General features: G+C 61.8%; 11 protein-coding genes. 1 reads left to right on the top strand and 10 read right to left on the bottom strand.

The features are described from left to right. Positions 1-273 precede the first annotated feature (273 nt). From QB898_RS01760 to QB898_RS01785, 6 genes are all read right to left on the bottom strand, one after another. Positions 274-2,442: a TonB-dependent siderophore receptor gene (locus QB898_RS01760; RefSeq protein ID WP_279523554.1), complete on the bottom strand. Its 2,169-nt coding sequence runs from the start codon at positions 2,440-2,442 to the stop codon at positions 274-276. 257 nt (positions 2,443-2,699) lie between these two features. Then, entirely contained in the window at positions 2,700-3,122 is a 423-nt protein-coding gene (locus QB898_RS01765; protein WP_279523555.1) for a DUF2946 family protein, read from the bottom strand. Between the two features lie 298 nt (positions 3,123-3,420). Next, a complete protein-coding gene (locus QB898_RS01770) occupies positions 3,421-4,146 on the bottom strand; it encodes an HAD family hydrolase (RefSeq protein WP_279523556.1) in 726 nt (241 codons plus the stop codon). A 114-nt stretch (positions 4,147-4,260) separates the two neighbouring features. Then, the gene (locus tag QB898_RS01775; RefSeq protein WP_102284501.1) at positions 4,261-5,283 is read right to left on the bottom strand and encodes a LysR substrate-binding domain-containing protein; all 1,023 of its coding nucleotides are present in this window, start codon (positions 5,281-5,283) and stop codon (positions 4,261-4,263) included. Between the two features lie 369 nt (positions 5,284-5,652). Beyond that, positions 5,653-6,996 carry an FAD-dependent oxidoreductase gene (locus QB898_RS01780; RefSeq protein ID WP_279523557.1) on the bottom strand — a complete coding sequence of 448 codons (1,344 nt, stop codon included), beginning with the start codon at positions 6,994-6,996 and terminating at the stop codon, positions 5,653-5,655. Positions 6,997-7,063: 67 nt separating this feature from the next. After that, positions 7,064-7,684 (bottom strand): cyclic nucleotide-binding domain-containing protein, encoded by a 621-nt coding sequence (locus QB898_RS01785; protein ID WP_279523558.1) that lies wholly within the window; start codon positions 7,682-7,684, stop codon positions 7,064-7,066. Between the two features lie 117 nt (positions 7,685-7,801). On the opposite strand from QB898_RS01785, the gene QB898_RS01790 reads away from it, so the two are divergent. After that, a complete protein-coding gene (locus tag QB898_RS01790; RefSeq protein WP_279523559.1) occupies positions 7,802-8,065 on the top strand; it encodes a hypothetical protein in 264 nt (87 codons plus the stop codon). A gap of 228 nt (positions 8,066-8,293) precedes the next feature. On the opposite strand, the gene QB898_RS01795 is transcribed toward QB898_RS01790, so the two are convergent. From QB898_RS01795 to atpA, 4 genes are all read right to left on the bottom strand, one after another. Beyond that, positions 8,294-8,710 (bottom strand): F0F1 ATP synthase subunit epsilon, encoded by a 417-nt coding sequence (locus QB898_RS01795; RefSeq protein ID WP_050715354.1) that lies wholly within the window; start codon positions 8,708-8,710, stop codon positions 8,294-8,296. Positions 8,711-8,812: 102 nt separating this feature from the next. Then, positions 8,813-10,216, bottom strand: a complete 1,404-nt coding sequence (atpD, locus tag QB898_RS01800) for a F0F1 ATP synthase subunit beta (protein WP_050715353.1) — start codon at positions 10,214-10,216, stop codon at positions 8,813-8,815. A gap of 55 nt (positions 10,217-10,271) precedes the next feature. Further along, positions 10,272-11,153, bottom strand: a complete 882-nt coding sequence (gene atpG, locus QB898_RS01805; RefSeq protein ID WP_050715352.1) for a F0F1 ATP synthase subunit gamma — start codon at positions 11,151-11,153, stop codon at positions 10,272-10,274. 30 nt (positions 11,154-11,183) lie between these two features. After that, positions 11,184-12,797, bottom strand: a complete 1,614-nt coding sequence (gene atpA / locus QB898_RS01810; RefSeq protein WP_050715351.1) for a F0F1 ATP synthase subunit alpha — start codon at positions 12,795-12,797, stop codon at positions 11,184-11,186. Between the last annotated feature and the right edge of the window lie 12 nt (positions 12,798-12,809).

The raw sequence follows: 12,809 nt of genomic DNA on the forward strand, positions 1-12,809 counted from the left end.
GTGCGAAGGGGCCTCGAAGGCATCAGAAAGAGGAGCAAATTCAAGGGGGCAAAAATCCCGTTCTGCGCAGTATCCACCAGGACCTCATGCTATCGATAAAGAAGCGAATTCAGAGGTGAAAAACGCCCCGCAAGCGGGGCGCGGGCGCTCAGAGCCTGCCCATGATCTGGCCGCGAGGGGCGAAGGCGCGGATCGGAATGGACTGCGAGGCAGCAGACCGCCCGTCCGCGCCCAGTCCATTCTTTCCGCCCCCCACGGACAGCGAGCGGGTTTTCAGAACTGCGCGCGCAGCGTGAGCTGGAAGTTGCGCGGATCGCCGTAGGTGTTGTAGGTGTTGGTGCCGCCCAGGCGGGTGTAGTAGGTGCGGTCAAACAGGTTGTTGGCGTTGAGCTGCACGTCCCAGTGGCTGTTGATGCGGTAGCGCGCCATCAGGCTGGCGACGGCGTAGCCGCCCTGGCGGCGTTGTGAATTGGCCCCGGAGGCGCTGGCGCTGTAGGCATTGACGCCCAGCCCCACGCTCAGGCCCTGGAGCGGGCCGGATTCAAAGTGCCGCATGCCCCAGAGCTTGAGGATGTGGCGCGGCTCCCAGAAACGGAATTTCAGGCCCTGGTTGCGCGCGTCTTTGGTGTATTTGGAGTTCTGGCGCGTGTAACCGGCCTGCACTTCCCAGCCGGGCGCGGGGCGGCCCACCACTTCCACGTCCCAGCCCCGGCTTTGCACTTCGCCGTCATTGACGTAGTAGTCAGGGTTTTGCAAATCGGTGCGCGCGCGATTGACATCGCGCATGTCGTACACCGAGGCCGTCAGCAGCAAGCGCCCGTCCATGAATCCGGCCTTGGCGCCCAGTTCAAACTGGCGGCCTTCGCGCGGCTTGAGTGTTTCGCCACTGACGGTTTGCTCGTCTTGCGGAGCGAAGATGTCGGAAAAGCTGGCATACGCCGTCCAGACCGGGTTGATGTCATACAGCACGGCGGCATAGGGCGTGAAGTGGCCGCTGACGCGCTCGCCGCCCGCTTCCCAGGGCGTGGGCGTGGCGGGCCAGTTGCTGCGGCTGCGCGTTTTGTACCAACTCCAGCGCCCGCCCAGTACGACGGTCAGCGGCTCGGCCGCGCGCAGGCGAAGCTGGCCATACACGCCGCTTTGGCTCGTGTCGGTATCGCCGCCCTGGGTGTAGGGGCGGCGCGGGTCGGGCACGAGGTCGTGGCGGCCAAAGGGCACGTTGTCCGTGACGATGCGCTGACGCCCCAGGCCAAAGCCCCGGTAAGACTGATCCCACTTCTCGCTCTGGTAGCCAAACAGGGCGCGGTGCTCGCGGCCCCACAGGGTGAAGGGGCCGCTGGCATACACATCCACGGAATGGCGGGTGTTTTCGTAGTCGCCATAGCGGCTGCGGTAGCTGAGGGTATGGGTGTCGGGATTCACGCCCGACCAGGTGAAGGCGTCATGAAAGAACTGGTCTTGCTCCAGCCGCATCAGGCGCGCCGTGGCTTGCCAGCCGCTGGCAAAGCGGTGCTGCGCGTCGGCCACGAACATGCGGTGCGTCCAGCCGCTGCGGTTCCAGTCTGGCGAGGTGTTGGTGCTGCGCGGCACGTTCAGCAGACCGCCCGAAGTCCATGCGGGCAGGCCCGACATGCCCGCCCGCAGGCGGTCGCGCTGGTAAGCGGCGGAGAGCGACAGGGTGGTTTGCGGCGTGGCGTCCCAATCCAGCGTGGCGTAGCCCACTTGCTTGCTGGTATGCGCGCGCTCGATGGACCAGCCCTTGTCGGTGAGCGCCAGCACGGCGCGGCCGCGCAGCGTGCCGGCGGCGTTCAACGGCCCCGTCACGTCCACGCTGGCCTGGTGGTTGCGCCAGGTGCCCGTGCCCACACTGCCTTCCAAGGCAAATGCGTTTTTGGCGCGCTTGCGCACCAGATTCACCGTGCCGCCCATATCGCCGCCCGAGTTGCCCGCGAACACGCCCGCCGGGCCGCGCAGCACTTCGGCGCGCTCGTAAATGGTCATGTCCAGCTGCTGCACGCCGGAAAACGAGTTGTAGGAAGGCACGCCGTCGTAGCTGACGTTCATGTGATAGCCGCGCGAGAGGAACTGGCTCTGGTGCATGTCATTGCTGATCACCGTCACGCCGGTGGCCATGTTCAGCGCCTCCGTCACCGTGGCGGCGTTCTGGTCGCGCACGCGCTCGCTGGTGATGACGGAAACCGACTGCGGCACTTCGCGCGCGCTCAGCGGCTCTTTGCCGCCCACGGTGGTTTTGCTGATGTAGCCGGACGATTCGGCGCTGTCGGTCACGCGCACTTCTTCCAGCGTCTGAATCTTCTTGGGGTCTTGCGCCTGCTCGTCGGCCACGGCTGCCTGCGCCGCCGCCAGCGCGGGAAGGGCCAGCGCCAACGCCAGCGTCAGGGGCCTGAGAGCCAGGCGCGAGGGGTTTGGATGGAAATTCATGATGGGTATCCGGAGGCGCGCGCGGCGCCCCTCTTGTGAAATGAAATGGAAAAGGAATGAAAAAGCGGATCGCCGCGCGCCTGGGCGCATCAGCCCATGCCGCGCAGGCGCGTGATGCCTTGCAGGCCCGCGCGGCCGCCGCAAGGGCGCGCCGGCAGTCAGCAAGCGTCAGGGGAAAGTCAGCGGAAAAGAGGGTTTGAGAGGAGGCGCGGACTGGCGCACAGCGGCCAGCGGCCCCGCTTCGCCCAAAAAGGCCGTCAAAGGGGCGGCCCGCGCCCTGGCAAGGCGCGCAGGTGGCGCGCTGCCTCCACGGGCGGCCGCCATGCGGGCGCGGTCAGCACGCGAACCAGGCGCGCCGCGCTGGCCCGCGCCAGCGCCCCCACAGGCGCGGGCGGCGCAGGCAGCAGCAGCTGCATGAAGACGCACCACGGGCAGCCCGCAGGCGCAGACTGGGCCAGCGGCTGGAAAGGAGCGCCGTCCTGGGCCTCGCCTGCCACGGCCACCCACTCCATGCCTTGCGCCGTGCACAGCAGCACCCGCTCGCCCGCCGTCGCATTCAGCAGGGCCGGATGCGCCGCCGCCCAGAGTACGAGCAGCGCCGCCGCCAGCGCCCAGAAGCGCCGGACGGAGACAGGCAGGCGGCACAGCACGCCAGGCCGGGAAAATGCACGAACAGTCAAGAAAAGCCCCGAAAACTGCAACAAGACTTGGAAAAAGGTGGCGCAGTGTAGGGGCATGCGCGCCAAAAATCCAGCGTCCGCAAGCTGCCTGCGAGCCACCCGAGTGCGGCGTTTGGAACCTGTTCAGCGTCTGGCCGTGAGGGGGCTGCACGAACCTCGCGCTCCGGCAGGGCGTTCGCAAGGCTCCAGAGCGCCCAAGCCCGCGCTTTTCGTGCTTTTCACGCCTGCGGCGCAGCTTGCACGCAGGCATCTGAAAACGCCGCCGCGCGCCGCTGGCGCTGCTTGCAATTTTCTTGATTCAAGATAAGAAGAGAGGCGGCGCGCGGCGTGCCTGCAACAGCTCGGCCAGCTCGCCCATGTGGGCGAGCACGCGCGATGCGCCTGCGGCCCGCAGCGGGTGCGGGCTGGCGTGCGGATCGTCTGGCGGGCAGTAGGCCCAGACGGTGCAGCCAGCGGCCACGCCAGCGGTGATGCCGGGCACGGTGTCTTCCACGACCAGGCAGCGCCCGGGGCTGACACGCAAGTGGCGGGCGGCGGCCAGATAGACGTCAGGCGCGGGCTTGCTGGCGGGCATTTCGTGGCCGCTGAAAACGGCGGGGCCAAACAAAGGCGCAAGGCCAGTCTGGGCCAGCTGCATTTGCACTTTCTGCCGGTCAGCGCCGGAGGCGCAGGCGATGCGGCCGCCAGTGCGGGCGTGGGCGGCATGCACAGCTTCGCGCGCGCCGGGCACGACTTGCAGGCGCGCGGCCAGCTCGGCATTGCGGCGGGCGTAGAAAGCCTGCATCCACGCCTCCGTCAGGGGCTGGCCGGTGTGCTGCTCGATGACGGTGCGCTGGCTGCGCACGGTGACGCCCAGAAAGCGCGCGCGGCATTCGGCTTCGCTCATGGCCCAGCCGCGCTCGGCCAGCATGTGGCGCAGCACGCCGAGGGTGATGGGTTCGCTGTCTACCAGCACGCCGTCGCAGTCGAACAAAACGGCTTCAAACCGGGCGGGCGGGCGAGGGGCAGGCGGGGCGGAAGACATGAAAAAGAGGAGCAGATTCAAGGCCAGTAAAAACGGCTTTTGCGCACATTCGACCAGGAGGCCATGCTACGAAGAAAGGAGCGGAATGAGACCGCAAAATGAGGCCGCAGCCGCTCACGCCGTCAGCCGTTTGACGCCGGGCAGCTCGCAGGCGTAGATGGCGTTGCGCAGGGCGGCAATGGCTTCGTAGCGGGTGAAGCTGCGCCGCCAGGCAAGGACGATGCGGCGGGTGGGCGCTTGCTGGCCTTCGCCGCGGGCGACAACGGGCAGGTAGCGCACATGGGGGTGCATGAAGCTGGTGCGCACGGCGTGGGCCTTCGCGCGCCGGCCTCGCGCGGGCGCGTCCGGCGCGTTGGATGCGTTTGGCGGCTGCCAGTCTTTGGGCGCGGCCATGCGGGGCACGAGGGTGATGCCCATGCCGGCGGCCACCATGTGCTGAATGGTTTCGAGCGAGGAGCCTTCAAAGCTCTTGCTGATGCCCTCGGCGTTGCTGGAAAAAAGGGCGTGCTCGGGGCAGACCTGGAGCACGTGGTCGCGAAAGCAGTGGCCTGCGCCCAGCAAAAGCATGGTTTCGTTCTTGAGCTGGCGGGTGGTCACGCTGGGCAGCGCGGCCAGCGGATGCGATTCGGGCACGGCGGCCAGGAAAGGCTCGTCGTACAGGGGCGCGATGGCCAGGCCCGCGTCAGGGAAAGGCTCGGCCAGGATGGCGCAGTCGATATCGCCCGTGCGCAGCATCTCCAGCAGGCGCACGGTGAAGGTTTCCTGCAGCAGCAGGGGCATTTGCGGCGAGAGGCGAATGTTTTGCTGCACCAGATCGGGCAGCAGGTAGGGGCCGATGGTGGGGATGACGCCGAGCTTGAGCGGGCCGCTCAGGGGGTTTTTGCCGCGCTTGGCGATTTCGCGCACCCCGTTAGCCTGCTCCAGCACGCTTTGGGCCTGGCGCACGATTTCTTCGCCCAGCGGGGTGACGGTGACTTCTCCCGCGCCGCGCTCGAAAATTTTGACGTCCAGCTCTTCTTCCAGCTTTCTGACGGAAACCGATAGCGTGGGCTGCGAGACGTGGCAGGCCTCGGCGGCCTTGCCAAAGTGCTTGTGGCGGGCCAGTGCGACGATGTATTTGAGTTCAATCAGGGTCATGGAGGGGCGGTTTTTCTGCGCTTGCCGCCATTGTCGGCGGTGCGCGGGGCGGCGAGCGCCAGAAAGCGTCTGCAAGAAAGGCAGCCGCCGTGGCTTCAGCGCCCTGGCCCTGGCCGCCGCAGCTCTCCGGAATCTGCCCCGGACTGTCCGGAATACCCGCAGCGGCGGCGTACCCTCTGCGCCCTGTGCAAAAGGAGCCGGAAAAGCGCCGGGCGCGTAGCCCACAGGTTCAGCCCACTAAAAAAGGAGCAAATTCAAGGGGGTCAAAACAGCGCCTTGCGCAATCTCCACTAGGACCTCATGCTCCAAATAGAGGAGCAAATGTTTTGCTCCTCTTGCCCCGCCTGGGGCCAGCCTTTGCGCCGCCTCTCAAAGGCTGGCAAACAAGTCGTTGAGCGCCTCGCTCATGGTGGGGTGGGTGAAGATTTGGCTCTTGACGTAGCTGGCGGGCACGCGGTGGTCGATGGCCATCTTGAAGAGGTTGATGATTTCGTGCGATTCGGCGCACAGCAGGGTGACGCCCAGAATTTCACCCGTGCCGGCATCGGTCACGGCCTTGAGCAGGCCGTCGGTCTGGCCCAGGATCTTGGCTTTCGGAATGGCCTCGGCCTTGAGCGTGGCGACTTTGATGTTGCGGCCCGCCTGGCGCGCGGCAGCTTCCGTCATGCCAATGTGCGCCAGCGGCGGCTGGGTGAAGACGGCCGTGGGAAACGGCGCGCGGTCTGCCGTGCTGCGCTGACCCTGGCCAAAGAGCTGATCGCGCACGATGCGCCAGTCATCCAGCGAGATGTAGGTGAACTGCGGGCTGCCCGCCACGTCGCCCATGGCCCAGATGTGCGGGGCGGCGCGCAGGTGTTCATCCACCTGGATGAAGCCGCGCTCGGTCACGGCCACGCCTGCTTTCTCAAGCGCCAGGCCGTCGGTATTGGGGCGGCGGCCCGTGGCCAGCAAGATGGCGTCGGCGTCAAAACGGCCTTTGGAAGTGACGGCGGTGGTGTGCTGCGCGCCTTCTTCAAAGCGCTGCGTGGCCGCACCCAGCACCAGGCGCACGCCTTTGGCCTCCAGAATGCGCTGCATCTCGGCGGCGATGTCGCGGTCTTCGCGCGGCAGGAAGGTTTCGCCTGCATCCAGCACGGTGACTTCGCTGCCGAAGGCGCGGTACATGAAAGCAAATTCCAGCCCGATATAGCCGCCGCCGACGATGAGCAGGCGCTGCGGGCGCTCGGCCAGGGAGAGCGCGCCGGTGCTGTCGTAAATGCGCTTGCCGTCCACGCCTTCGATGCGGGGCACAACGGGCAGGCTGCCGGTGTTGATGAAGATGCGATCAGCCGTCACGCGCAGCTCGCCTTCGGGGCCGCTCAACATGACGGTGTGCGCGTCTTCAAAGCGGGCGCGGGCATTGATGACGCGGGCGCGCTCCAGGCCGTCAAGCTTGGCGAAGTTGGCGGCGCGCAGCTTGGGAATGAGGCCGTTTTTGGCCTGCATGGCGGCGCCGAACACGGCGGCCTTGTCGGCTTCCAGCGCGCGGCGTTCGCCCTCGGCAATGAGTTTTTTGGAAGGGATGCAGCCCACATTGATGCAGGTGCCGCCGTACATCTGGGCGGATGCCTCGGCCAGGAGAACGTCCTGCCCGTGCTGGGCCAAATCAGCGGCCAGCGTTTTGCCAGCCTTGCCAAAGCCGATAACGAGATTGGGTGTGTGCAGGGTTTGCATGAAGCGCCTTTTTGAAAAAAGCTTTCGCCAAATAAAAGAAGAAATGAAGGAGAAAACGCTGCTTTTTCTAGCTGCCGCCATGCAGCCCGGCCTGTGCAGGAGCCGAAACAGGCGCGGCGGCAGAAGCCGGGGCAGGCTTTTTGGCGGCCAGCTGGTCAAGAAGCCGCTTATTGACGCTGTGCACGGCTTCGAGTTCCTGCTTCATGGCCTTGGTCACCTGCATGAGCGCGGACAGCTTGCGGTTGGATTCGCGCAAATGCTCCGCCATGCGCTGCGAGAGCGTCATCAGCAAGTGCACAGCCACCTTGGGCTGCTCTTGCGTGAGCTGCAAAAGCGTGTCGCGCGTGAGCACGGCCAGCGCCAAGTCTGTGGCGGCTATGCAGGTGGCCGAGCGGGGCACATCGGCAATGAAGCCCATCTCGCCAATCAGGCTGCCAGGGCCAAGAATGGTGACGACCACGCTTTCGTCAGAGGCGGAGGCGCTTTCCACGGTAACTTCGCCATCAACCACCAGGGCCATGAAGCCGCTACCCGCAGCTTCGCCCTCGCGAATCAGCACTTCGCCCGCATTGACCAGCTGCGGGTGCATGTAGCCCACGATCAGGCGCGCCTCAGCCAGGCTCAATCCCAGCCGCGCGCCGCCCGATACCAGCAGCTGCGCGGCTCTTTCCTGCGCGGAATCACTCATCATCCCAGCCTCCAAAACCTGAAAACCTGTTCACAACCCATCCTGATCCGCCCCTGGGCCACGCACGGACAAACGGTGAACAGGTTCTAGCACAGGCCATATCTGCCAACGCGGCGCATGCCAGACGAAATCAGAAACGCCGCCAGCGGCCAAGGCGCAAGGGTTTTTCCCATTCCCATGATGCATGGCAAATTTTCTTTAACCAACGGGCATGTATTTTCCGATAAATCGAATTATTTTCCCAAAGCGTTCTTCGTGAATCATGAGCGGCAAGACATGCTTGCCGCATTCTCCCGCAAAACACTTGCCCCGGTCATTTTACGCCTGCGCGAAAAAATAGCTTGCAGATCCCAAAGCGGTGCCTCATGGCGTTCGTCTTAAACAAAATTCTTGCGCCAAACTCACCCACTGGACAAGCATATTTCGTTCACAAATAAAAAGCCCCGCATAAAATGCGGGGCCTTATCGTTTATATAAGCCATTTGGCATCGAATCTCGATCTGTTCACATTAACGCAAGGATTGAGTCGCACGCACCGAATGAAAAGACTCCATCGAACAGCGCGCATTATTTGATTGATATCGACGCCTGGCTTATTTTCAAACAGAATCAACGTTTTTGACGGTACTTGCGCAGGGCCGCAATTTCAGCGGCCAATACCGCCAACTCGGATGTGGCGCGGGCCATATCGATTTCGCTCTTGGCATTGCGCAGGTTTTCTTCCGCTTCTTTTTTGGCGGCCTGGACTTTTTTGTCGTCCAGGTCTTTTCCGCGAATGGCCGTGTCGGACAGCACCGTCACGCGATCGGGCTGCACTTCCAGAATGCCGCCTGCCACGAAAATGAATTCTTCCCCTTTGCTGGTGTGAATGCGCACCGACCCCGGCCGGATGCGGCTGATCAACGGCGTATGACGGGGATAGATGCCCAGCTCTCCCAATTCGCCCGGTAGCGCCACGAAAGTAGCCGTGCCGGAAAAGATGGACTCTTCCGCGCTGACCACATCGACATGAAAGGTTTCAGCCATGCTTGCTCCTGTGCTGGGGCGCGGGCCATATGACCGCAAGCCAGGGCTTTGCCCTTTCTTGCGCCACGCACCCGCGCCAGTCGCTGGATTTCCGGCAGGAAATCAGATCTTCTGGGCCTTTTCCATCGCCTCGTCAATCGTGCCAACCATGTAGAACGCCTGCTCAGGCAGATGGTCGCACTCGCCATTGACGATCATTTTGAAGCCGCGAATGGTTTCTTTCAGCGGCACATATTTGCCGGGCGATCCCGTGAACACTTCCGCCACGTGGAATGGCTGGGACAGAAAGCGCTGAATCTTGCGGGCGCGGGCCACGGCCAGCTTGTCTTCAGGGCTGAGTTCGTCCATGCCCAAAATGGCAATGATGTCGCGCAGCTCCTTGTAGCGTTGCAGTGTGCCCTGTACCTGGCGCGCCACGTTGTAATGCTCTTCGCCCACAACAAGCGGATCCAGCTGGCGGCTGGTGGAATCCAGCGGATCGACTGCAGGGTAAATGCCCAGCGCGGCAATGTCGCGCGACAGCACCACCGTGGAATCCAGGTGGGCGAACGTGGTGGCGGGCGACGGGTCGGTCAAGTCGTCAGCGGGCACATACACCGCCTGGATGGACGTGATGGACCCCACTTTGGTGGAGGTGATGCGCTCTTGCAGGCGCCCCATTTCTTCGGCCAGTGTTGGCTGATAGCCCACGGCGGAAGGCATGCGGCCCAACAGGGCGGACACTTCCGTTCCCGCCAGGGTGTAGCGGTAGATGTTGTCCACGAAAAACAGCACGTCACGCCCTTCGTCGCGGAAGGATTCGGCAATGGTCAGCCCTGTTAGCGCCACGCGCAGGCGGTTGCCGGGCGGCTCATTCATCTGGCCGTACACCATCGAAACCTTGGACTCGCCCAGGTTCTGCTGATTGACCACGCCCGCGTCGGACATTTCGTGATAGAAGTCATTGCCTTCGCGGGTGCGTTCGCCCACGCCAGCAAACACCGACAAGCCGGAGTGCGCCTTGGCAATGTTGTTGATGAGTTCCATCATGTTCACGGTTTTGCCCACGCCCGCACCGCCGAACAACCCCACCTTGCCGCCTTTGGCAAAGGGGCAAACCAAGTCAATCACCTTGATGCCCGTTTCCAGCACTTCCTGCGAAGGCGAAAGCTCGTCATAGGCAGGCGCCTTGCGGTGAATGGAGGCCGTCATCGTCTGTTCGATGGGGCCTCGCTCGTCGATGGGATTGCCCAGCACATCCATGATGCGGCCCAGCGTGGCTTTGCCTACAGGCACCGTAATGGGGTGGCTGGTATTGCTAACCACCATGCCACGGCGCAGGCCGTCAGACGATCCCAGCGCGATGGTGCGGACGATGCCGTCACCCAGCTGCTGCTGAACTTCAAGCGTCAGCGCAGAACCCTCCATCTTGAGGGCGTCATACACCTTGGGCATGTGCGTGCGCGGAAACTCGACGTCCACGACAGCACCGATGCACTGAACAATTTTTCCTTGAACTTGGGCCATATTTGCTCCAATACTGAATTTCTTTATATAGATGCGGTACGGGGCTTTCCCGAAATCAAACGGCTGCTGCGCCTGCCACGATTTCCGTCAGCTCGGTCGTAATGGCCGCCTGGCGCGTCTTGTTGTAGACCAGCTTCAATTCATTGATGACATTGCCCGCGTTGTCTGTTGCCGCTTTCATGGCGACCATGCGGGCGGACTGCTCGGACGCCATGTTTTCAGCGACGGATTGATAAACCAGCGCCTCAACGTAGCGAACGAGCAGATCGTCAATCACGGACTGGGCATCAGGCTCGTAGATGTAATCCCAATTGATATTGCGCACATTGCTGTCGCGCGCCTGCTGCTGCATTCGTTCGGCTGACAGGGGCAGCAATTGCTCAACCACCGCTTCCTGCTTCATGGTATTAATGAAGCGCGTATAGGCAATATGGACCGCCTGCAATTCACCCGCTGCATACTGATCCAACAGCACTTTTACTGGGCCAATAAGCTTCTCGAGATGAGGCGTATCGCCCAGTTGAGTAACCTGCGCCACCACAGGCGCCCCAATGCGGTTCAGAAAGCCCAGGCCTTTATTGCCAATAGCCACGGCTTGCGCAGCAACGCCCTCACTTTGAAGCTCGCGCAGCTTGCCCGTAATCAGACGCATGACATTGGTATTCAGACCGCCGCACAACCCTTTGTCAGTCGTGACAACGATCAGCCCCACAGCGGAAGCCTTATTGATTTGCATGAAAGGGTGCACATAATCTGGATGCGCCTGCCCCAGATTAATGGCTATATTGCGCACCTTCTCCGCGTAAGGGCGCGCCGCGCGCATGCGGTCCTGCGCTTTGCGCATTTTGCTGGCGGCCACCATTTCCATGGCCTTGGTGATCTTTTTGGTGTTTTCCACCGATTTGATCTTGCCGCGTATTTCCTTGCCAACTGCCATTGCTGCTTCCTTGTATCAGGCCCAGCCTGGTCAGGCAAAGGTTTTCTTGAATGCCTGAATGGCCGCACTCAATTCGGCTTCTGCATCAATGCACAGCTTCTTGAACGCCTTTTTCTCGTCGCTATCAGAGTCTTTGGCAGGCTTGGCATCCCATTTGGCGCCGTTCTTTTCAATGGTTTCAAGCAATGCAGCATGCTTATCTTTCAGATAAGCGTGCAAGCCGCTTTCAAACGCCAATACTTTTTTGACGTCCACATCGTCCATGAAATTATTGTTCACGGCGAAAAGAGACGCTCCCATCAGACTGATAGACAGAGGGCTATATTGGGGCTGCTTGAGCAATTCCGTCACCCGTGCGCCACGATCCAACTGCTTGCGAGTCGCTTCATCCAAATCAGAGGCAAACTGGGCAAACGCCGCCAATTCACGGTATTGCGCCAAATTGGTACGAATACCGCCCGACAAACCTTTAATCCAGTTGGTTTGCGCCGCGCCACCCACACGAGAAACGGAGATACCCGCATTGATGGCGGGACGGATGCCAGCGTTGAACAAATTAGTTTCAAGGAAAATTTGTCCATCCGTGATCGAAATCACATTTGTCGGAACAAAGGCAGACACGTCACCCGCCTGCGTTTCAATAATGGGCAAAGCAGTCAGAGACCCCGTTTTACCTTTCACTTCCCCTTTGGTGAAAGCCTCAACATAGTCTGCATTCACACGGGCTGCGCGCTCCAGCAAACGGCTATGCAGATAAAACACATCGCCCGGGAAGGCCTCGCGCCCAGGCGGGCGGCGCAACAAGAGGGAAACCTGACGATAAGCCACGGCCTGCTTGGACAAATCGTCATAAACAATCAGCGCATCCTGTCCGCGATCACGGAAATATTCGCCCATGGTGCAGCCAGAATACGCGGCCACATACTGCATGGCGGCAGATTCAGAAGCTGACGCTGCCACCACGATGGTGTATTCCATGGCTCCGGCCTGTTCAAGCGCGCGCACCACATTCTTGATGCTGGACGCCTTTTGCCCAATCGCCACATACACGCAGGTCATATTCTGACCTTTCTGATTGATGATGGCATCAATGGCTACGGCCGTTTTACCAGTCTGGCGGTCGCCAATAATCAGTTCGCGCTGACCGCGTCCCACAGGCACCATGGAATCAATCGCTTTCAAGCCAGATTGAACAGGCTGACTGACGCTCTGACGCGCAATCACGCCAGGAGCCACTTTTTCAATAACGTCCGTCAATTTGGCATCGATTGGACCTTTGCCGTCAATTGGCTGCCCCAGCGCATTGACCACGCGTCCAATCAATTCAGGTCCCACGGGCACTTCCAGAATGCGTCCCGTGCATTTGACGGTATCACCCTCCGAAATATGTTCATAGCCCCCCAAGATCACGGCGCCAACGGAATCGCGTTCCAGATTCAGCGCCAAGCCAAAAGTGGCTTGGCCATCAGGCGCCACGGGAAACTCCAGCATCTCGCCCTGCATGGCATCGGAGAGGCCATGAATGCGAACAATGCCATCAGTGACAGAGACTACTGTGCCTTGGTTGCGAATTTCGGAGCCAACGCCCAGCCCTTCAATACGGCTTTTGATAAGTTCAGAAATTTCGGCTGGATTGAGCTGCATGACTCTTTCCTT

The organism is Ottowia cancrivicina, assembly GCF_029813755.1.
Lineage (GTDB): Bacteria > Pseudomonadota > Gammaproteobacteria > Burkholderiales > Burkholderiaceae_C > Ottowia > Ottowia massiliensis.

What these genes read in the sequence shown, in the direction of transcription:
- QB898_RS01760 (WP_279523554.1), bottom strand. Translation starts at nt 2,442, where the DNA reads ATGAATTTCCATCCAAACCCCTCGCGCCTGGCTCTCAGGCCCCTGACG.
- QB898_RS01770 (WP_279523556.1), bottom strand. Translation starts at nt 4,146, where the DNA reads ATGTCTTCCGCCCCGCCTGCCCCTCGCCCGCCCGCCCGGTTTGAAGCC.
- QB898_RS01775 (WP_102284501.1), bottom strand. Translation starts at nt 5,283, where the DNA reads ATGACCCTGATTGAACTCAAATACATCGTCGCACTGGCCCGCCACAAG.
- QB898_RS01780 (WP_279523557.1), bottom strand. Translation starts at nt 6,996, where the DNA reads ATGCAAACCCTGCACACACCCAATCTCGTTATCGGCTTTGGCAAGGCT.
- QB898_RS01785 (WP_279523558.1), bottom strand. Translation starts at nt 7,684, where the DNA reads ATGAGTGATTCCGCGCAGGAAAGAGCCGCGCAGCTGCTGGTATCGGGC.
- QB898_RS01790 (WP_279523559.1), top strand. Translation starts at nt 7,802, where the DNA reads ATGCCAGACGAAATCAGAAACGCCGCCAGCGGCCAAGGCGCAAGGGTT.
- QB898_RS01795 (WP_050715354.1), bottom strand. Translation starts at nt 8,710, where the DNA reads ATGGCTGAAACCTTTCATGTCGATGTGGTCAGCGCGGAAGAGTCCATC.
- atpD (WP_050715353.1), bottom strand. Translation starts at nt 10,216, where the DNA reads ATGGCCCAAGTTCAAGGAAAAATTGTTCAGTGCATCGGTGCTGTCGTG.
- atpG (WP_050715352.1), bottom strand. Translation starts at nt 11,153, where the DNA reads ATGGCAGTTGGCAAGGAAATACGCGGCAAGATCAAATCGGTGGAAAAC.
- atpA (WP_050715351.1), bottom strand. Translation starts at nt 12,797, where the DNA reads ATGCAGCTCAATCCAGCCGAAATTTCTGAACTTATCAAAAGCCGTATT.